This is a genomic window from Blastococcus sp. SYSU DS0619, from assembly GCF_054051035.1.
The window spans coordinates 243,875-262,494 of the sequence record NZ_JBJHAM010000003.1; the positions used below are offsets into that span (position 1 = coordinate 243,875).

The window sequence follows — 18,620 nt, forward strand, 5'->3', positions numbered from 1 at the left end:
CGGGCACAGGGAGGACGACCGTGACCAACCTCGCGCAGAACCTGCTCGACTCCGCAGCCGAGGGAGCCGAGCGGCCCGCCCTGCGGATGGACGACGCCGAGCTGACCTACGGCGAGTTCCGTGAGGCCGCCCTCCGCGTGGCCGCCTCCCTGCAGGCGCGCGGGGTGCAGCCCGGTGACCGGGTCGGGCTGGTGCTGCCGAACGTGCTGGCGTTCCCGGTGGTCTTCTACGGGGCGCTGCTCGCCGGCGCCGCCGTCGTGCCGATGAACCCGCTGCTCAAGGCGCGCGAGGTGCAGTACTTCCTCGAGGACTCCGGCGCGCGGCTCGTCGCCACCCTGGAGGCCACCGCCGGCCCGGTGCGCGAGGCGGCCGACGTCGTCGGCGCCGAGGCCGTCGTCGTGGGGCCCGCCTCCCCCACCGAGCTGATGGCCGACGAGCCGCTGGGCGCGGCGGTGGAGCGGTCCGACGGGGACCTCGCCGTGATCCTCTACACCTCGGGGACCACCGGGCAGCCGAAGGGCGCGGAGCTCACCCACGCGAACATGGGCCGCAACGCGCTGACCACCGCGGAAACCCTCGCCGAGAACACCCCCGACGACGTGATCATGGGCTGTCTGCCGCTCTTCCACGTCTTCGGGCTCACCTGCGGGCTCAACACCGCGGTGCTGCGGGGCTCGCTGCTCACGCTCGTCCCGCGCTTCGACGGCGCCAAGGCGCTGCAGGTGATCGAGCGCGACCGGGTCACGATCTTCGAGGGCGTCCCGACGATGTTCGCCGCGATGCTGCACTCCCCCGAGGCCGGGCAGCGGGACGTCTCGAGCCTGCGGCTGTGCGTCTCGGGCGGCTCGGCCATGCCGGTGGAGATCATGCGGTCCTTCGAGGAGCGGTTCGGCTGCATCGTGCTCGAGGGGTACGGCCTGAGCGAGACCTCGCCGGTCGCCTCCTTCAACCACCCGCACGCCGAGCGGAAGCCCGGCTCGATCGGGACCCCCATCCGCGGTGTGGAGATGCGGCTGGTCGACGACGACGGCAACGAGGTCGGGGGCGGCGAGGTCGGCGAGATCGCCATCCGCGGCGAGAACGTGATGCGCGGCTACTGGACGCGGCCCGAAGAGACGGCGAAGTCCATCCCGGACGGCTGGTTCCGCACCGGCGACCTCGCCCGCACCGACGAGGACGGGTACTTCTTCATCGTCGACCGGAAGAAGGAGATGATCATCCGCGGCGGCTACAACGTCTACCCGCGGGAGATCGAGGAGGCGCTCTACGAGCACCCGGCGGTGGCCGAGGTCGCCGTGGTCGGCATCTCCCACCCCGAGCTGGGCGAGGAGGTCGCCGCCGCGGTGGCGCTGAAGCCCGGGGCCACCGCGGAGGTCGACGAGCTGCGCGAGTTCGTCAAGGCGCGGGTGGCCGCCTACAAGTACCCCCGGCACCTCTGGCTGGTCGACGCGCTGCCCAAGGGGCCGACCGGCAAGATCCTGCGCCGCGCCGTGGAGGTCCCGCAGGAGGTGGGGAGCCGATGAGCCGGCCACCTGCCCCCCGCACGCCCCCGCCGTCGCCGCCGCTGTGGCGGCAGGCCTTCGACGCAGCCGAACGCGCGGTCGCCCCGCGCGCCGAGGACCTGGTGCGCAGCGAGTACTTCTCGCTGGCCACCGCGTTGCTCCGCCGCGCCCAGAACGTCGCGGGAGGATCGGTCCAGGGCCTCAGCGCCCGCGCCTGGCACCTGCTGAACCTGCCGGCCGGCAGCGACATCAGCCGGCTGCGGGCGCAGATCGGCTCGCTCGACCGCGAGGTGCGGCGGCTGACCATCCAGCTCGAGCAGGAGCGGCGACGCAGCTCCTCGTCCCGCCCCGGCTCTTCCCGACCCACCACCAGCACGGAGGACAGCGATGCCGACGGTGCCCAGCCCCCAGACGGTGCTCGACCGCGTCCGGCGCGACGTCGAGCGCAACACCCTCCGCGCCCGTAACGGCATCAAGCTCGTCGCCGGCGTCGACCGGCCCGGCGTCGGCCAGACACCCAAGGACGTCGTCTGGCAGCGCGGCCGCACCCAGCTCTGGCACTACCGGAACGACCCCGAGACCTACGGCGGCGTCCGCTACGGGCCGCCGCTGCTGATCGTGTTCAGCATGGTCAGCCGCAGCTACATCCTCGACCTGACGCCGGGCAACAGCTTCGTCGAGCAGCTGCTGAAGGCGGGCTTCGACGTCTACATGCTCGACTGGGGCGAGCCCGACGAGCGCGACGCGGGGAACGGGCTCGAGGACTACGTCGACGACTACATCCCCGCCGGGGTCGACCGCGTCCTCGAGCTGTCCGGCGCCGACGAGGTCAACCTGTTCGGCTACTGCTTCGGCGGGGACCTCGCCCTGCTCTACGCCGCGCACCACCCCGACGCACCGCTGCGCAGCCTCACCGTGCTGGCGACGCCGGTCGACTTCCGGCACATGGGTCCGCTCGCCAACATCTTCGCCGTCGGCGGGATGGACGTCGGCTCCGTCCTCGACGCGGACGGCAACGTCCCGCCCTCCGTCGTCGTCCAGGGCTTCCGGGCGCTCACCCCGACCGCCGAGGTGACCCGGTACGTGACCCTGTGGGAGCGGCTCTGGAACGACGAGTACGTCGCGTCCTACCAGGCGATGACCGGCTGGTCGGACGACCACGTGCCCTTCCCCGGCGCCGCCGCGCGGCAGACGGCGGAGATGCTGGTGCGGAACAACGGCATGGTGAACGACCGGCTCGCCGTCGGCGGGGACCCGGTGCACCTCTCCGACATCCAGGTGCCGTTCCTGACCGTGCGGGCCAACCGCGACCACATCGTGCCGCCGGACGCGACCGCGCCCCTGATCGACCTGGTGGGGTCCCCCGACAAGCACGAGCTCTGCCTCGACGCCGGCCACATGGGGCTGGTCGTCGGGCGCACCGCGGCGAAGACGACGGTGCCCACGATCATCGACTTCGTCCGGCGGCGCAGCGACCCGCTGGATGCCGACGACACGCTGCAGGAGGCCTGACGTGACGGTGGTGGAACTGGGACCCGAGCGCTGCGACGCGCTGCTGACGTTCTTCGGTGACCTCCCCGAGGGGGACCTGACCTTCATCAAGGAGGAGGTCACCGACCCGGAGACGGTGCGCTCCTGGGCCAGCGGCGACTCCTCGGGCGGCCGCTGGGTGGCGGTCGACGGCGACGAGGTGACCGGTTACGTCGCCGTCCGGCCGCTCCCGGGCTGGTCGGACCACGTCGGCGAGGTGCGGCTGGTCGTCGCGCCGTCCCGCCGCGGCAGCGGGCTGGGCCGCGAGCTGGCCCGGCAGGCCCTGGTGGGCGCCGTCTCCTCGGGGCTGAGGAAGGTCGTCGTCGAGGTGGTCGCCGAGCAGGGGTCGGCGCTGGCGCTCTTCAGCGACCTCGGCTTCAGCGGCGAGGCCCTGCTGCGCGACCACATCCGCGACCGCAGCGGCGAGCTCCGCGACCTGATGGTGCTGGCGCACCACGTCTCCGACACGTGGGCGGGCATGGACACCGTCGGCATCGCCGACGAGCTGGGCGCTCCGGGGGACTGAACGGGGTCAGCGCTCGATGACCTGCCCGCCGTCGACCTCCAGCCGGCGGTCGGTGGCCACCACCTCGAGCATCCGGCGGTCGTGGGTGACCAGCAGCAGGGTGCCGGAGTAGCCGGCCAGCGCCTGCTCCAGCTGCTCGATGGCCGGCAGGTCGAGGTGGTTCGTCGGCTCGTCGAGCACCAGCACGTTGATGCCCCTGGCCTGCAGCAGCGCCAGCGCCGCGCGGGTGCGCTCCCCCGGCGACAGGGTGAGGGCCGGGCGCAGGACGTGGTCGGCGGTGAGCCCGAACTTGGCCAGCAGGGTCCGCACCTCCGCCGTCGGCCAGTCGGGCACCTCGGCGCCGAACGCGTCCAGCAGCTGCTCCGGGCCGAGGAACCGGCCGCGGGCCTGGTCGATCTCACCGATCCGGACCGACGGGCCGAGCGACGCCGCACCCTCGTCGAGGGGCACCCGGCCGAGCAGGGCCGCGAGCAGGGTCGACTTCCCCGAACCGTTGGCGCCGGTGATGGCCACCCGGTCGCCCCAGTCGACCTGCAGGTCGACCGGGCCGAGGGTGAAGCCGCCGCGGCGGACGACCGCGCCGCGCAGCGTGGCCACGACCGCGCCGGCGCGCGGCGCGGCGGCGATCTCCATCCGGAGCTCCCACTCCTTGCGGGGCTCCTCCACCACGTCGAGCCGCTCGATCATCCGCTCCGTCTGCTTGGCCTTGGCGGCCTGCTTCTCCGCCGACGCCCGGTTGTGCGCCTTGATGAACTTGTCGGGGTCCTTCTGCTTCTTGACCGCGTCGCGGACCCCCTTGGCCATCCAGTTGCGCTGCATCCGGGCCCGCGCCTCGAGCCCCGCCTTCGTGTCGGCGAACTCCTCGTACTCCTCGCGCGCGTGCCGGCGGGCGACCTCACGCTCGGCCAGGTAGGCCTCGTAGCCGCCGTCGTGCACCCGGACCAGCTGCTGGGCGAGGTCCAGCTCGACGATCCGGGTGGCGGTGCGGGACAGGAACTCGCGGTCGTGGCTGACCACGACGACGCCCGACCGCGCGCCGGTGACGAACCGCTCCAGCTGGTCCAGCCCGGCCAGGTCGAGGTCGTTGGTCGGCTCGTCGAGCAGCAGGACGTCGTAACGCGAGAGCAGCAGCGAGGCCAGCCCGACCCGGGCGGCCTGCCCGCCGGAGAGCCCGGTCATCGGCGCGTCCAGCGCGACCCCGGGGGCGACCACCGCCACCACCTCCGCGGCCCGCTCGTCCAGGTCGGCACCACCGAGGGCGAGCCACCGCTCGAGCGCGTCCCCGTAGCCGTCGTCGGCGCCCGCCTCCCCGGCGGTCAGCGCCTCCGTGGCGGCGTCCAGCGCCGTCTGGGCGGCCGCGACACCGGTGCGCCGGGCGAGGGCGGCGAGCACCGTCTCCCCCTCCCGCCGCTCGTGCTCCTGCGGGAGGTAGCCGAGGGTGGCCGACGGCGGGCTCAGCACGATGCTGCCTGCCTCGGCGGGGAGGTCCCCGGCCAGCGTGCGCAGCAGCGTCGACTTGCCCGCCCCGTTCACCCCCACCAGGCCGACGACGTCGCCCGGGGCGATGACGAGATCGAGGTCGGAGAAGAGCACGCGGGCGCCGTGACCGGCCGCCAGTCCGCGGGCGACGAGGGTTGCGCTCACCCCTACAGCCTGCCAAGCCGCCCCGGCCGACCGACAGCGGATTCCGCTGCGGCGCGCCGGGCGGGCCGTTCAGTCCTCCGCGCCGTCCCCGTCGACGTCGAAGGCGTCCTCGTCGTAGCCGATGTCGGCGTCCTGCCCGGGCCCGGCGTCGGCCGTCCGGCTGCGCCGCACGAGCCACGGCTGCAGGTGGTCGTAGCCGCGCACCGACACCCGGCGCAACGGGCGGACGCGGTAGCCCGGCAGGCCGCGGAGCCGGTCGGCCAGCTCGCGGTCGACCAGCAGCGCCCCCGGCCGGGCCAGCGAGGTGAGCCGGCTGGCCAGGTTCACGACCGGCGAGTAGACGTCGCCGAGGCGGGTGAGCACCGCGCCGTACGCCGCCCCCACCCGCAGCGGCGGCCGGTCGGCGGCGCTCCAGAAGTCCGGGAGGTCGAGCCCGATCTCCGCGGCGTCGGTGGCCGAGGCGGCGGTGAACAGCACGCCGTCTCCGACCGTCTTCACGACCCGGCCGGAGTGACGGGCGATCACCTCGGCGGCGGTGCTCTCGAAGTCCTCGACCATCGCGCCCAGCTCGCGGCCGCCCATGCCGCGGCTGCGCGAGGTGTAGCCCACCAGGTCGGCGAACCCGACCGCGAGCTCGCGCCGGTCGCCGGGGCCGGTGGCGGCGAGCAGCCGGTCGACGTTGGCGGCGAGGTGCCGGCGCCAGACGTAGTCCTGCACCTCGCGCAACCGGGGCAGCAGCGCCTCGGCCGCCGCGACCGCCCGCTCGGTGGTGACCGCCGGCCCCTCGTCCTCCGGCGCGCCGCGGAGCAGCGCATCGGCGAGCATGTCGGTCTGCCAGTCGGCCAGCCGGGACAGCGACTGGCCCATCGCCCGGGCGATGGAGGCCTCGCTGTCCGGGCCCACGAAACCGGAGTCGATGAGCGTGGAGAGCACGCCGAGGGCGGCGACGTCGGCGTCGGTGAAGGCCGGGTCGTCGTCGGCGGCGTCGGGGAAGCCGAGGGCCCGCCAGAGCCGCTGCGTCCGCTCCGGCGGCATGCCGGCCAGCCGGCCGACCTGCAGCCGGGTGTACCGGCGGGGGCCGTGGAGCAGCAGCCGCTCCAGCGCCTCGCGGGGGCCCGGGCCCGGGGCGTCGCCGGGGTCGTCCATGCCCGTCGCGGACCTCAGTCGGTGGTGTGGACGACGAGCACGTCGCACTGCGCGCGCCGTGTCGCGTCGGCCGGCACCGAGCCGAGCAGGCGGCCCTTGATGCTGCTGAGCCCCCGGTTGCCGACGACCAGCAGGTCGGCGTCCTCCCGGCGGACCACGTCGAGCAGCGTCTCGACCGGCGACCCCATGACCGCGACGGTCCGCACCTTCCCGGCGCCCGCCGCGCCGGCCCGCTCGGCGGCGGTGCGCACGGTCTCCTCGGCCGGGTGCGAGCCGACCACCTGGTAGGCCTCGTCGCCGAGGACGTCCTGCGCCCGCGCCAGCTCGCGGTCGTCGCCCTCGGTGGGGAGGTAGGCGCAGGCGATGACCAGCGTCGCGCCGCACGCCCCGGCCAGGGCTCCGGCGCGGGCGACGGCGCGCAGGGACGATTCCGACCCGTCGGTTCCGACGACGACCGTGGAGTAGGCGCTCGCGGGCTCGCTCACGGCGCGCACTCTATGGGACCGGGACCGGCCGTGTGCCCGGGGTCACGCGGACGGGCGCCGTCCGGCCGGCCAGCAGCGCCACCCCGGCGAGCAGCACCGGCAGCAGCGCGAGCGCCGCCGAGAGCCCGACGAGCTCGGCCAGGCCGCCGATGACCGGCGGGCCCAGGAGGAAGCCGAGGTACCCGGGCGTGCTCACCGCGGCCAGCGCCGGGCCGGCCTCGACCTCGCCCTCGGCCGCCGCCGAGAAGACGAGCGGGACGGTGCACGCCAGGCCGATGCCCAGGGCGGCGAAGCCGGCCAGCGCGACGGCGACCGTCGGGCCGGCCACGACGAGCACCCCGCCGGCCGTGGCGACCAGCGCGGAGATCCGCACCGTCCGCACCCGGCCCCACGCGGCGACGACCCGGTCACCCGCGAGCCGGCCGGCCACCATCGTGACGCTGAAGGCGGTGTAGGCCAGGCCCGCGACCCCCGCCGAGGCACCCAGCTCGTCCCGGAGGTGGACGGCGCTCCAGTCCCCCACCGCCCCCTCGGCGAGGAGGACGACCAGCGCGATGAGCGCCAGGGGCAGCAACCGCCCCCGGGGCCAGGCGAACAGCGGTCCCGCCGGCCCGGCAGCACGCTCCTCCCGGAGCAGCGCCGGGAACAGCGGTGCGGTCAGCAGGAACAGCACCAGGCCGGTGCCGCCCAGGTGCTGCGGCAACCCGAGCTGCGCGGCGGCGGCCAGCGACCCGGTCAGCGACCCCACGAGCGCCCCGGCCGAGAAGGCCGCGTGGAACGAGGACATCACCGGCCTGGCCAGAGCCCGCTCCACCGTCACCGCCTGCGCGTTCATGGCGACGTCGAGACTGCCGAACGCCAGCCCGAAGACGAGCAGGACCGGGACGAGCCAGGGCAGCGACGGGGCCAGCCCGAGCAGCACCGGGACGGCGAAGAAGAGCAGTGCCGCCGCGATCGTCGTCGTCCGGCTGCCGAACCGGGCGCTGAGCGCCCCGATCAGCGGCATGGCCACCAGGGCACCGATCGCGGGCACCAGCAGCGCGCCCCCGAGCGCGGCGTCGGAGAGCCCGAGGTCGCTCTTCACGGCGGGGATGCGCACCGCCCAGTTGCCGAAGAGCGCACCGTTCGCCGCGAAGACGGCGGTCACGGCCAGCCGCGCCCGGCCCGGTGCACCCACCCGGACAGGAGACCACGCGCGGGGAGCCGTCCGGCAGGTGGTCCCCGGGCTGCCGGGCGGCGACGAGGAGGTGGCCACGGCGCGACGCCCGGCGCGGGGGCTCCCGCCAGGACCCCGCAGTGCGCTTGGATGGCCAGATCACCAGCACGCACGACGGGAGAGGGCCATTTCCAGCGGCACGGCCGCGCGGGTCGACCCGGTACGGGTCGAGATCAGCGGGCTCAGCAAGTCCTTCCGGAACGTCCGGGCCGTCTCGGACCTGAGCTTCACCGTCGAGCCGGGGACGGTGACCGGCTTCCTCGGCCCCAACGGAGCCGGCAAGACCACGACCCTGCGCATGGTGCTGGGGCTGATGAAGCCCGACAGCGGCACCGCCACCTTCAACGGCACCCCCTACGCGTCGCTGCCGCAGCCACTGCGCACCGTCGGAGCCGTGCTGGAGACCGCGTTCCACCCCGCCCGCACCGGCCGCAACCACCTCCGGGTCTACTGCCGGGCCGCCGGGCTGCCGCTGCAGCGGGCCGACGAGGTGCTCGTCCAGGTGGGGCTCGCCGACGCCGGCCGGCGGCGCGCGGGCGGCTACTCCCTGGGCATGCGCCAGCGGCTGGGGCTGGCGACGGCGTTGCTCGGCGACCCCTCCGTGCTCGTGCTCGACGAGCCGGCCAACGGCCTGGACCCCGAGGGGATCCAGTGGCTGCGCGGCTTCCTCCGCCACCTCGCCCACGACCAGGGCCGCACGGTGCTGGTCTCCAGCCACCTGCTGTCCGAGGTGGAGCAGACCGTCGACCGCGTCGTCATCGTGGGCGCCGGGCACCTGGTGCGCGAGGGCTCCATGGCGCAGCTGCAGGCCGGGGCCGACGGCGCCGGGACGGTGCTCGTCCGCAGCCCGCAGGCCGACCGGCTGGCGGAGGCGCTCCGGGCCGACGGCACGGGGATCACCCGGGACGGCGACGCGCTGACCGTCACCGGACGGACGACCGCCGAGATCGGCAGCCGGGCCTTCGCCGCGGGGGTGGAGCTGCACGAGCTGCGGTCGCGCACCAGCGGCCTCGAGGAGATCTACTTCCAGCTCACCGCCGGCCGGGAGCAGTTCCGCGCCCCGTCCGCCGACGCACCGTCCCCGGAGGCCACGCGATGACGCACCTGATCCGCGCGGAGTGGACCAAGCTCTTCACCACCAGGGTCTGGCTGGGCCTGCTCCTGGGCGCCTGCGTCATGGCGATCGGGTTCGCCGTCCTGCTCACCGCGTTCGCCGGCAACCCCGAGTCCGGCATCCCGGCCGTCGGCACCCCGGTCTACGAGGACCTGGCGATGGCGAACCCGGTGAACGTCAACGTGCTGTTCCTCATCCTCGGCATCATCGGGATGACCCAGGAGTACCGGCACCGGACCGCGACGCCGACGTTCCTCACCACGCCGCGCCGCGGCCGCGTCGTGATCGCCAAGCTGGTGGCCTACGCGCTGGCCGCGACGCTCCTCGCGCTGGTCGTGACGGCGGTCAGCTACGCGGCGGTCGCCGTGCACGCCGGCGCGCGCGGGGCGGTCCCCGCCCTCGACGCCGACAACCTGGCAACGCTGGGCAGCTCGGCGCTGGCCCTGATCATCTACGCGGTGATCGGCGTGGGTCTCGGCGCGCTGCTGCGCAACCAGGTCGGCGCCATCGTCGGTGGCCTGGTCTACCTCTTCGTCATCGAGCCGATCATCCGGCAGATCCCGGCCACCTCCGGCGCGTACAAGTGGATGCCGGGCGGTGCGCTCGAAGCGCTCACGGCGACCTTCGAGGGCCCCGATCTGCTGGAGGCGTGGCAGGGCGGTGTCCTCCTGCTCGGTTACGGTCTGGTGGCCGCCGTGCTCGGCACGTTCCTGAGCGTCCGCCGCGACATCGTCTGAGGCGCCGGCGGTACCGCAGGACCCTCGCCCCCACCCAGACCACGTGCCGGGGCGGGCCCGAACGGAGAACGGAGAACGCGTGACGACTCGAATGACCGTCCAGCGGCTGGGCCGCCTGATCGTCGACGGCGACGAGGACGGTGTCCGCTCGGCCGTCACCGAGGCGCCGCGCCTGCTGACCGGCACCGTCGAACGGGACGGCGAAGGCGGCTGGACCCCGCTGCACCTCGCGGTGGCCTGCGACCGCGTCGGCGTCGTCCGCGTGCTGGCCGACGCGGGCGCCGACCTCGCCGCCCGCACCGAGCAGCACCGCACCCCGCTGCACGTGGCGCTGGAGCACGCCCCCGACCTCGTGCCGGTGCTGGTCGAGCTCGGCGCGGTCGTCGACGCGCCCAGCGCGGCCTACCTCGACGACGTCGACCGGCTGACCGCCGAGCTCGACGGCGGCGCGGCCCTCACCGACCCGACCACCGGCGTGGACCTGCTCGCGTGGGCCGCCTTCGGTGGCGCGGGCGCCGCCGCCCGGCTGCTGCTCGCCCGGGGGGCCGACGCCGACGGCGGGGCGCTGCACGCCGCGGCCGCCGGCGGCAGCGCGGAGCTGGTGCGGCTGCTGCTGGACGCCGGCGCCGGCGTCGACCGCCGCGACCCCGACACGGGGCGCACCCCGCTGCACGTCGCGGTGGCGGCCGGTGCGACCGGCGACGCGCCGGAGATCGTGCGCGCCCTGCTCGACGCGGGGGCCGACGTGGACGCGACCACCCACGACGGCGCGAGCGCCCTCGACATCAGCCGCGTGGCGGCCGCCCGGCACCGGCGGGCCGACGAGGACCAGGCCAGCGGCAACGACGCCCTGGTCGAGCTGCTCGTGGCCCACGGCGCCAGCCACTGACCTCCACACCCGACGGGCGCGCGGTTCCGGCTCCGCGCCGGGTCAGCGGCCCACCACGGGCGTAGACTCGACAACCGGTCCAGCGACGCCCCTCAGCCGCAGCCCCCAGACGAAGAAGGCACTCGACCCCGTGTCAAGCGTGAACTCATCCCGCCCGTCGTCCACCTCGTCCCCGGTCGCCGGTTTCGGCACCAACGAGTGGCTGGTCGAGGAGATGTACCAGCAGTTCCTGGCCGACCCGTCCAGCGTCGATCAGGCGTGGCACGAGTTCTTCGCCGACTACCGGCCGGGCACGCCCGCCGGCGGCGACCGGGAGCAGCCGTCGGGCGGCGGAGCGCCCGCGGCCGAGCCGAAGCCGGCGGCCCCGAAGCAGGCGGCCCCCGACAAGGCCCCGAAGCAGGCGGCTCCGGCGCCCCAGGCGCCCGCCGCCCCGAAGAAGCCCGACGTCCAGCGCCCGGCAGCCGGGTCCCAGCCGACGGGGAGCTCGCCCGTGCAGAAGACCAGCCCGTCCCCCGCCGAGGCCGCCCCCGCCGCCAAGCCCGCGCCCAAGCTCCCGGTCGCGGACGGCAGCCAGTCCCCGCTGCGCGGCGCCGCCGCGGCGGTCGTCAAGAACATGAACGCGTCGCTGACCGTGCCGACGGCGACCAGCGTGCGCGCGGTGCCGGCCAAGCTGCTGGCCGACAACCGCATCGTGATCAACAACCACCTCAAGCGGGCGCGCGGCGGCAAGATCTCCTTCACCCACCTCATCGGCTACGCGCTGGTCCGGGCGCTCGACGCGTTCCCGAACATGAACAACGCCTACGCCGAGGTCGACGGCAAGCCGGTGGTCGTGACCCCCGAGCACGTCAACTTCGGGCTGGCCATCGACCTGCCCAAGCCGGACGGCTCGCGCTCGCTGGTGGTGGCCTCCATCAAGGGCGCCGAGGAGATGGACTTCGCCGGCTTCTGGGCCGCCTACGAGGACATCATCCGCCGGGCGCGGAACAACAAGCTGACGATGGAGGACTTCTCCGGCACCACGATCAGCCTGACCAACCCCGGCACGATCGGCACCAACCACTCGGTGCCCCGGCTGACCGCCGGCCAGGGCGCGATCATCGGCGTGGGCGCCATGGAGTACCCGGCCGAGTTCCAGGGGATGAGCCCCGAGGTGCTCACCGAGATGGGCGTCTCGAAGATCATCACGCTCACCTCGACGTACGACCACCGGATCATCCAGGGCGCGGAGTCCGGCGACTTCCTGCGCACGCTGCACTCGCTCCTGCTGGGCGAGGACGGCTTCTACGACGACGTCTTCCGCTCGCTGCGGATCCCCTACGAGCCGGTGCGCTGGATGCCGGACGTGCGGATCACGCGCGAGGGGCAGATCGACAAGCAGGCCCGGGTCATCGAGGTCATCGAGTCCTACCGGCGCAACGGCCACCTGATGGCCGACACCGACCCGCTCGAGTTCAAGGTCCGCACCCACCCGGACCTGGACATCCTCCAGCACGGCCTGACCCTGTGGGACCTGGACCGGAAGTTCCCGGTCGGCGGGTTCGCCGGTGAGCGCCTCATGGCGCTGCGGGACATCCTCGGCGTGCTGCGCAACTCCTACTGCCGCACGGTCGGCGTGGAGTACATGCACATCACCGATCCCGAGGAGCGCGAGTGGCTCCAGCAGCGGATCGAGGTCAAGCACGAGCAGCCGGACCGCGAGAAGCAGAAGCACGTGCTCGGCCGGCTGAACGCCGCCGAGGCGTTCGAGACCTTCCTGCAGACCAAGTACGTCGGGCAGAAGCGGTTCAGCCTGGAGGGCGGGGAGTCGGTCATCCCGATCCTCGACGAGGTGCTCATCGCCGGCACCGATCACGGGCTCGACGAGGTCGCGATCGGCATGGCCCACCGCGGCCGGCTCAACGTCCTGGCCAACGTGCTCGGCAAGAGCTACGCCAAGATCTTCGGCGAGTTCGAGGGCAACATCGACCCGGGCACGGTCCAGGGCTCCGGCGACGTGAAGTACCACCTCGGTGCCACCGGGAAGTTCCGCAACCCGTTCCACACCGACGCCGAGATCGCCGTCTCCCTGGCCAGCAACCCGAGCCACCTGGAGACCGTCAACCCCGTCCTCGAGGGCATCGTCCGCGCCAAGCAGGACATGATCGACAAGGGCGACCAGGGCTACACGGTCCTCCCCGTCCTGCTGCACGGTGACTCGGCGTTCGCCGGCCAGGGCGTCGTCCAGGAGACGCTGAACCTCTCCCAGCTGCGCGGCTACCGCACCGGCGGCACCGTGCACGTGGTCATCAACAACCAGGTCGGGTTCACCACCAGCCCCGGCTCGGCGCGCTCGACCCTCTACTCGACGGACGTCGCGCGGATGGTCAACGCCCCGATCTTCCACGTGAACGGCGACGACCCGGAGGCCTGCGTGCGGGTCGCCCGGCTCGCGGTCGAGTACCGGCAGCAGTTCAAGAAGGACGTCGTCATCGACCTCGTCTGCTACCGCCGCCGCGGCCACAACGAGGGCGACGACCCGTCGATGACCCAGCCGCAGATGTACGACATCATCGACCGCAAGCGCTCGGTGCGGAAGCTGTACACCGAGGCGCTCGTCGGGCGCGGCGACATCACGCTCGAGGAGGCCGAGGAGGCCCTCAAGGACTACCGGGGCCAGCTGGAGCGCGCCTTCGCCGAGACCCACGACGCGCAGGACTCCTCCAAGCCGGAGCCGGTCATGGACCCGCGCACGCCGCAGGAGGTGCAGACGGCGACCACGCAGGAGGTCCTCAAGGCGATCGGCGACGCGCACGTCTCCTTCCCGCCCGCTTTCACCCCGCACCCGAAGCTCCAGAAGATGCTGGAGAAGCGGGCCGCGATGGTCAGCGAGGGCGGCATCGACTGGGCCATGGGCGAGCTGCTCGCCTTCGGGTCCCTGCTGATGCAGGGCGTGCCGGTCCGCCTGGCCGGGCAGGACTCCCGCCGTGGCACGTTCGTGCAGCGCCACTCGGTGCTCATCGACCGGGAGAACGGCGACGAGTACACCCCGCTGGCCAACCTCACCGACGACCAGGCGAAGTTCTTCGTCTACGACTCGCTGCTCAGCGAGTACGCGGCGGTCGGCTTCGAGTACGGCTACTCGGTGGCCAACCCCAAGGCGCTGGTCCTCTGGGAGGCGCAGTTCGGTGACTTCGTCGACGGCGCGCAGATGGTCATCGACGAGTTCATCAGCTCCGGCGAGGCCAAGTGGGGTCAGCGCTCCGGTGTCGTGATGCTGCTGCCGCACGGCATGGAGGGCCAGGGCCCCGACCACTCCAGCGGCCGGATCGAGCGGTTCCTGCAGCTGTCGGCCGAGAACAACATGACGGTCGCCAACTGCACCACTCCCGGCAACTACTTCCACCTGCTGCGCCGCCAGGCGCTCTCCGACGTGCACCGGCCGCTGATCGTGTTCACCCCGAAGTCGCTCCTGCGGGCGAAGGCGGCGGTCAGCCCGGTCAGCGACTTCACCGACGAGTCCTTCCGGCCGGTGCTGCCCGACACCGGGGTGGGCGGCGAGCCGCTGGACGCCTCCGCGGTGAAGCGCGTGCTGCTGTGCAGCGGCAAGGTCGCCTACGACCTGATGGCGCAGCGGGAGTCCGAGGGCACCGCAGACACCGCGATCGTGCGGGTCGAGCAGCTCTACCCGCTGCCGGCCGAGCAGATCCGGGCGGAGCTGGAGCGTTACCCGAACGCCTCCGACGTCGTCTGGGTGCAGGAGGAGCCGGCCAACATGGGCGCCTGGCAGTTCATGGCGGTCAACCTGCCCGAGGAGCTGCCGGAGGGCCGGAAGCTGCGGCGGGTCAGCCGTCGCGCCTCGGCCAGCCCGGCCGTCGGCTCGGCGAAGGTGCACGAGGTCGAGCAGCGCAAGCTGGTCGCCGAGGCCTTCGCGGACTGACCCGGCGTCCCACCCGTCCCCTCTCCGACGCCCGGCCCCCGATCACCTCGGGGGCCGGGCGTCGTAGGTTCTCCGGCATGTACTTCACCGACCGGGGCCTGGAAGAACTGGCCGAGCGGCGGGGCGCGGAGCAGGTCACCCTCGCCTGGCTGGCTGACCAGATGCAGGCGTTCGTCGACCAGCACCCCGACTTCGAGGTGCCCGTCGAGCGGCTGGCCACCTGGCTGGCCCGCGGCGGCACGGACGACGACGACCTCGACGACTGACCGGTCCGTGCACGCACCCGACGGAACCGGTCTCCCGCTGGCGCAGGTTCGTGTACGGGCCGACGTCAGCGATGCCGACGCCTGGTTCTGGGCGCTGCCGGGCGTCGCGCAGCTGCGCGCCGACGGGATGGAGCTCGCCCCGCTCACGGTCCTCGTCGGGGAGAACGGCAGCGGCAAGTCCACGCTGCTGGAGGCGGTCGCGCACGCCTGGCGGTCGTCGCTGACCGCCCAGGTGAAGCACTGGGGTCCGCTGCCCGCCACCGAGGACGCGGAGCTGTGGCGGGATCTGGAGCTGGTCGGCGAACGCCCCCGGCCGCAGGGCGGCGTCTGGCTGCGCGGGGAAGCCATGCACGACGTCTTCGCCGGCATCGACAGCACGGCCGTGGAGCTGCGCCCCTTCGACGGGATCCCGCTCAACGCGCGGTCCCACGGCGAGGGCTTCCTGGCCTTCCTCGAGTCCCGCACCCTCGAACGCGGGCTGTGGGTGCTGGACGAGCCGGAGTCGGCGCTGTCGTTCCGGTCGTCGCTGCGGTTGATGGCGCTGCTGCACGGCGTCGCGGCGACCGGCTCCCAGGTCCTGCTGGCCACCCACTCCCCCGTGCTGGCCGCACTGCCGGGCGCCCGCGTCTACGAGCTCGACGAGGCGGGGTTCACCGAGCGCCCGTGGGCCGACCTGGACCTGGTGCGGGACTGGCAGACCTTCTTCGACGCCCCCGAGCGGCTGCTGCGCCACCTGCTCGACGACTGAACGGCGGGGACACGCCGCTCCACCTCCCGCGAACCAGACGGCGTGGCGGGACGCTGGGTTCATGCTCGGTCACTCCCACGCGCTCTCCGGCCTCGCCGCCGGCGCCGCGACCCTGCCGTGGGCCCCGGTGCAGGGGGCGGTCGGCCAGGCGGCCTGGGTGGCCGCCGTCGGCGGGTTCGCGATGCTCCCCGACCTGGACCACCGCAACTCCACCGTGTCGGACATGTGGGGCCCGGTCACCGACGTGCCCGCGGGGGCGATCGGGGCGCTCGCGGGCGGGCACCGCTGGGGCACCCACGACGCGGTGCTCGCCCCGCTGGCCTTCGGTGCGCTCGCCATGGCCGCCTCCGGCGCGTTCTGGTCCAGCTTGCTGCTGCTCGCGCTGGCCATCGGGCTCGCGCTGCGGGCGCTGCACTTCGTCATCCCGGGGCGCGCCGAGACGACGATCCTGGGCAACCTGGTGCTGTCGTGGGGCGGCGCCTGGCTGCTGCTGACCCACACGACCACGCCCTCCTGGCTGCCCTGGGCGGTCGCCGCCGGCGTGCTCACCCACATCGCCGGTGACGCGATCACCACCGCGGGGGTCCCGGTGCCACTGCTCTGGCTGGTCAAGCGCAAGCGGCTGGCGCTCTCCCCCATCCGCACCGGCGCCACCGTCGAGAAGATGGCGCTGGTGCCGCTGTTCGTCGTCGCCACCGTCGTGTTCGCCTACTCCAACACCGAGCTGCACCTGGCCGTCGACCCGCTGGTGGACCGGCTGCTCAGCTCTGGCTGACCCCGGCGGACGGGCCGGCGGGTTCCGGCGATCGGGCGCTACGGTTCCGCCGTGAGCACGCCGGTGGTCCGCCTGGGCGCGTGGTGCGACCTCGAACTGGAGGACGAGGCCCGCCACCGGCTCCTCGCCGGTGCACCGGGCGACGACAGCCCCTCGGACGACGACGGCGATCCGCGACCGGGGAGGTTCGTCCCCCTCCCCGGGGAGCCGGTGCTGCCTCCGGGGAGTCTGAACTTCCGGGTCGAGGAGTTCGCCGTCCTGGCCGACGGTCGTCGCCTCCGGCTGCATGCCGAGCGGGGCTTCGGGCTGAGCGCCGGAGCCGACCCGTGGCGGCACCTCACCGTCGAGAGCCTGGTGCAGGACGTGCGCGCGACCGTGCTCCCCGACGACGCGGAGGACACCGGCGAGGAGCACCCCTGGGAGTGGCTCGCCCAGCTCCTGCGCGCCCGAGGTGTCGACGTCCCGCCCGAGCACCTCGTGGGGCTGCCCTACGACGTCGAGCTCAGCGACCGTCTCCGGGCGCGCCTGCCCGCCGAGCCGTGACGGGCGTGTGCCCCGCCGTCACGGGCGGGGGTTGACCCGGGTCCAGCCGCGGTCGTCCCGCCGGGCGCCCTGGGCCGCCCGGCAGCGGCGGCAGACCTCCTGCACCTCCTCGGCGTGCCGGCCGGACTCCGGCTGCACGTCGGGCCAGCCGACGTGCGGGAACCGGGTCAGCCGCGAGCGGCTCAGCGCCAGCCCGCAGGCGGTCTCGTTGCGGCCCTGCTGCCATGCGTGCACCTCCCCGGCGGGGTACCGGATCCCGTCGTCGGGATCGATCCACTGACCCGAGGCGGCGACCGCCGCCCTGCTGGCTCCCATGCGCCGCTGGTACCCACGACCGGCCCCGGCGACAAACCGTTCGCCGCGATCGGCCGGGCACCGCAGACTCCAGGGGTGGAACGACTGTCCGACAAACTCCTGAACTGGGCCAGCATCCTCGACGACGCGACGCTGGAGCAGGCCGAGCGCACCGCCTCCCTCGACATCGTCGACCCGCACGTGGCCCTCATGCCCGACGCGCACCTGGGCAAGGGCGCCACCGTCGGCTCCGTGCTCCCGACCCGGGCCGCCATCATCCCGGCGGCGGTCGGCGTCGACATCGGCTGCGGGATGATCGCCGTCCGTACGCCGTGGTCGGTGGACGAGGTGCGGGCGCGGGGCCCGCTGGCGCCGCTGCGCGGCGACATCGAGCGCGCGGTCCCCCTGTCGGCCGGCCGGTACAACAAGAAGCTCACCGAGTCGGCCCGGCGCCGGGTCGCCGAGCTGGAGGCGACGGCCGACGAGCTCGGCGACCGGGTGCTGCACTCGGTGACGACGACGGCGCCGAACTGGGCGATGCAGCTGGGCAGCCTCGGCTCGGGCAACCACTTCATCGAGGTGACCGCCGACGAGCAGCAGCGGGTGTGGCTGTTCCTGCACTCCGGCAGCCGCGGCGTGGGCAACCGGATCGCCCAGAAGCACATCGCGATCGCCCAGGAGCGGGCCCGCCGCGACGGCCTGGACCTGCCCGACCGCGACCTCGCCTGGCTCGACGAGGGCACCCCGGAGTTCGACCGGTACATCGCCGAGCTGCGGTGGGCGCAGCACTTCGCGCTGCTCAACCGCGAGGAGATGATGGACCGGGTCGCCGGCTGCCTGGCCCGGCACATGCGCGTCGACGAGACGCCGGAGCTCGAGCGGACCAACTGCCACCACAACTTCACCCAGCGCGAGGAACACTTCGGCGAGGAGCTGTGGGTGTCCCGGAAGGGCGCCATCCAGGCGAAGAAGGGGCAGGCCGGGCTGATCCCCGGGTCGATGGGGACGGCGAGCTACGTGGTCAGCGGGCTCGGCAACCCCGAGTCGCTGGAGTCCTCGCCGCACGGCGCGGGGCGGGTCTTCTCGCGGACCAAGGCCCGCAAGACCTTCACCCGGGCGCAGCTCGAGGAGTCGATGCGCGGCATCGAGTGGCGGCACAGCGACGCCTTCCTCGACGAGATCCCCGCGGCCTACAAGGACGTGGACCGGGTCATGGCCGACGCCGCGGACCTCGTGGAGATCAGGCACACGCTGCGCCAGCTGGTCAACGTGAAGGGCGACTGACC

Annotated in this window: 18 protein-coding genes; 13 read left to right on the forward strand and 5 right to left on the reverse strand. The window is 73.8% G+C overall.

The features are described from left to right. Nucleotides 1-20 precede the first annotated feature (20 nt). Genes ACI79T_RS06040 through ACI79T_RS06055 form a run of 4 tightly spaced genes read left to right on the forward strand, consistent with a single transcriptional unit; the run spans nucleotide 21 to nucleotide 3,558 of the window. Complete coding sequence (locus ACI79T_RS06040; RefSeq protein ID WP_456609141.1) at nucleotides 21-1,523, forward strand: long-chain-fatty-acid--CoA ligase; 1,503 nt, start codon at nucleotides 21-23, stop codon at nucleotides 1,521-1,523. Then, complete coding sequence (locus ACI79T_RS06045) at nucleotides 1,520-1,969, forward strand: hypothetical protein (RefSeq protein ID WP_456609142.1); 450 nt, start codon at nucleotides 1,520-1,522, stop codon at nucleotides 1,967-1,969. The genes ACI79T_RS06040 and ACI79T_RS06045 overlap by 4 nt, the downstream gene beginning before the upstream one ends. After that, complete coding sequence (locus ACI79T_RS06050; protein WP_456609143.1) at nucleotides 1,890-3,014, forward strand: alpha/beta fold hydrolase; 1,125 nt, start codon at nucleotides 1,890-1,892, stop codon at nucleotides 3,012-3,014. The genes ACI79T_RS06045 and ACI79T_RS06050 overlap by 80 nt, the downstream gene beginning before the upstream one ends. Before the next feature lies 1 nt (nucleotide 3,015). After that, nucleotides 3,016-3,558, forward strand: a complete 543-nt coding sequence (locus ACI79T_RS06055; RefSeq protein WP_456609144.1) for an N-acetyltransferase family protein — start codon at nucleotides 3,016-3,018, stop codon at nucleotides 3,556-3,558. A gap of 6 nt (nucleotides 3,559-3,564) precedes the next feature. Here the strand turns inward: ACI79T_RS06055 and ACI79T_RS06060 are convergent, their stop codons facing one another. From ACI79T_RS06060 to ACI79T_RS06075, 4 genes are all read right to left on the reverse strand, one after another. Continuing rightward, nucleotides 3,565-5,202 carry an ABC-F family ATP-binding cassette domain-containing protein gene (locus ACI79T_RS06060; RefSeq protein ID WP_456609145.1) on the reverse strand — a complete coding sequence of 546 codons (1,638 nt, stop codon included), beginning with the start codon at nucleotides 5,200-5,202 and terminating at the stop codon, nucleotides 3,565-3,567. 69 nt (nucleotides 5,203-5,271) lie between these two features. After that, nucleotides 5,272-6,348, reverse strand: coding sequence for an adenylate/guanylate cyclase domain-containing protein (locus ACI79T_RS06065; protein WP_456609146.1), 1,077 nt, complete (start codon nucleotides 6,346-6,348; stop codon nucleotides 5,272-5,274). 14 nt (nucleotides 6,349-6,362) lie between these two features. Further along, nucleotides 6,363-6,833 (reverse strand): universal stress protein, encoded by a 471-nt coding sequence (locus tag ACI79T_RS06070; RefSeq protein WP_456609147.1) that lies wholly within the window; start codon nucleotides 6,831-6,833, stop codon nucleotides 6,363-6,365. 10 nt (nucleotides 6,834-6,843) lie between these two features. Further along, nucleotides 6,844-8,010 (reverse strand): MFS transporter, encoded by a 1,167-nt coding sequence (locus tag ACI79T_RS06075; protein ID WP_456609148.1) that lies wholly within the window; start codon nucleotides 8,008-8,010, stop codon nucleotides 6,844-6,846. Nucleotides 8,011-8,221: 211 nt separating this feature from the next. On the opposite strand from ACI79T_RS06075, the gene ACI79T_RS06080 reads away from it, so the two are divergent. The 8 genes from ACI79T_RS06080 (at nucleotide 8,222) to ACI79T_RS06115 (ending at nucleotide 17,040) form a co-directional block, all read left to right on the forward strand. Beyond that, nucleotides 8,222-9,148, forward strand: a complete 927-nt coding sequence (locus ACI79T_RS06080) for an ABC transporter ATP-binding protein (protein WP_456609305.1) — start codon at nucleotides 8,222-8,224, stop codon at nucleotides 9,146-9,148. Continuing rightward, entirely contained in the window at nucleotides 9,145-9,900 is a 756-nt protein-coding gene (locus tag ACI79T_RS06085; protein ID WP_456609149.1) for an ABC transporter permease, read from the forward strand. The genes ACI79T_RS06080 and ACI79T_RS06085 overlap by 4 nt, the downstream gene beginning before the upstream one ends. 79 nt (nucleotides 9,901-9,979) lie before the next feature. Further along, complete coding sequence (locus tag ACI79T_RS06090; RefSeq protein ID WP_456609150.1) at nucleotides 9,980-10,789, forward strand: ankyrin repeat domain-containing protein; 810 nt, start codon at nucleotides 9,980-9,982, stop codon at nucleotides 10,787-10,789. A 139-nt stretch (nucleotides 10,790-10,928) separates the two neighbouring features. Next, nucleotides 10,929-14,708 carry a multifunctional oxoglutarate decarboxylase/oxoglutarate dehydrogenase thiamine pyrophosphate-binding subunit/dihydrolipoyllysine-residue succinyltransferase subunit gene (locus tag ACI79T_RS06095; protein WP_456609151.1) on the forward strand — a complete coding sequence of 1,260 codons (3,780 nt, stop codon included), beginning with the start codon at nucleotides 10,929-10,931 and terminating at the stop codon, nucleotides 14,706-14,708. A gap of 77 nt (nucleotides 14,709-14,785) precedes the next feature. Continuing rightward, the gene (locus tag ACI79T_RS06100; RefSeq protein ID WP_456579195.1) at nucleotides 14,786-14,974 is read left to right on the forward strand and encodes a DUF6104 family protein; all 189 of its coding nucleotides are present in this window, start codon (nucleotides 14,786-14,788) and stop codon (nucleotides 14,972-14,974) included. A gap of 7 nt (nucleotides 14,975-14,981) precedes the next feature. After that, entirely contained in the window at nucleotides 14,982-15,722 is a 741-nt protein-coding gene (locus ACI79T_RS06105) for an AAA family ATPase (protein ID WP_456609152.1), read from the forward strand. Nucleotides 15,723-15,783: 61 nt separating this feature from the next. After that, the gene (locus tag ACI79T_RS06110; RefSeq protein ID WP_456609153.1) at nucleotides 15,784-16,497 is read left to right on the forward strand and encodes a metal-dependent hydrolase; all 714 of its coding nucleotides are present in this window, start codon (nucleotides 15,784-15,786) and stop codon (nucleotides 16,495-16,497) included. Nucleotides 16,498-16,548: 51 nt separating this feature from the next. Continuing rightward, nucleotides 16,549-17,040 carry a hypothetical protein gene (locus ACI79T_RS06115; protein WP_456609154.1) on the forward strand — a complete coding sequence of 164 codons (492 nt, stop codon included), beginning with the start codon at nucleotides 16,549-16,551 and terminating at the stop codon, nucleotides 17,038-17,040. 18 nt (nucleotides 17,041-17,058) lie between these two features. Here ACI79T_RS06115 and ACI79T_RS06120 read toward each other — a convergent pair whose 3' ends face one another. Beyond that, nucleotides 17,059-17,355 (reverse strand): hypothetical protein, encoded by a 297-nt coding sequence (locus ACI79T_RS06120; RefSeq protein WP_456609155.1) that lies wholly within the window; start codon nucleotides 17,353-17,355, stop codon nucleotides 17,059-17,061. A gap of 75 nt (nucleotides 17,356-17,430) precedes the next feature. Here ACI79T_RS06120 and ACI79T_RS06125 point away from each other — a divergent pair, with 75 nt between their 5' ends. Beyond that, nucleotides 17,431-18,618 carry an RtcB family protein gene (locus ACI79T_RS06125; RefSeq protein ID WP_456609156.1) on the forward strand — a complete coding sequence of 396 codons (1,188 nt, stop codon included), beginning with the start codon at nucleotides 17,431-17,433 and terminating at the stop codon, nucleotides 18,616-18,618. The last annotated feature ends 2 nt before the right edge of the window (nucleotides 18,619-18,620 follow it).